This window comes from Marinobacter sp. UBA2498 (assembly GCF_002341575.1).
In the GTDB taxonomy this organism is placed as follows: domain Bacteria; phylum Pseudomonadota; class Gammaproteobacteria; order Pseudomonadales; family Oleiphilaceae; genus Marinobacter; species Marinobacter manganoxydans.
The window spans coordinates 24,451-25,142 of sequence record NZ_DDOI01000106.1; the positions used below are offsets into that span (position 1 = coordinate 24,451).

The following is a 692-nucleotide window of genomic DNA, read 5'->3' on the forward strand; positions in this document are numbered from 1 at the left end:
CAGCGGTGACGTCTTTGGTAGCGGTCCTGCTGTTCCTGGTCACGGCCATGATGCCGGTGTCGGCCAGTGCGGCCGGGCCCTGCCATGATGGCGAGATTGTACTGGACGGCGGTATCGAGAGTATCCGTGATCTGGGTGGCTGCATCTGGTATCTCGAGGACCCGGGGCAGGAACTGACCCTCGATGAGGTTCGCGCTCTCGAATCGGGTGCCTTTACCCGCCACGAAGGCGGCGTGTTGAACTTCGGCTACACGGAATCCGCATACTGGGTGCGCCTGGATCTCCGCTCCGCGGGCAATCCTGACCAGAACGGATGGATCCTTGAGCTTGCCCTGCCTCTGGTGGATGAAGTCACCCTGTTCATGGTCCGCGACGGGGATCTGGTTGATCAGCGACAGGCGGGTTATGAGGACAACTGGGTGGAACGGGACCTCGCCGTCCCCAACCCGACATTCCGCCTTTCACTGGCACCGGATTCCCTGAGCCACGTCTACTTGCGGGTGGTCAACACCAATACTTTCCGTCTGCCGATCGGCCTCTGGCATCCGGACAACTACATCGAAAAAGTCTCGGTGGATGAGCTGGTGCGGGGCATCCTGCTTGGTTCGGTGCTGGCCATTCTCGCCTACAACCTGTTCGTCGCGGTCTCGGTTCGCGAGAGGAGCAACATCTATTACGTGCTCTACCTGGTC

The 692-nt window shown here is 60.5% G+C and carries 1 protein-coding gene; it reads left to right on the top strand.

All coding sequences use genetic code 11. The features are described from left to right. On the top strand, positions 1–692 hold a 692-nt coding region (locus B2W52_RS14810; RefSeq protein ID WP_349677072.1), incomplete at both ends, for a 7TMR-DISMED2 domain-containing protein.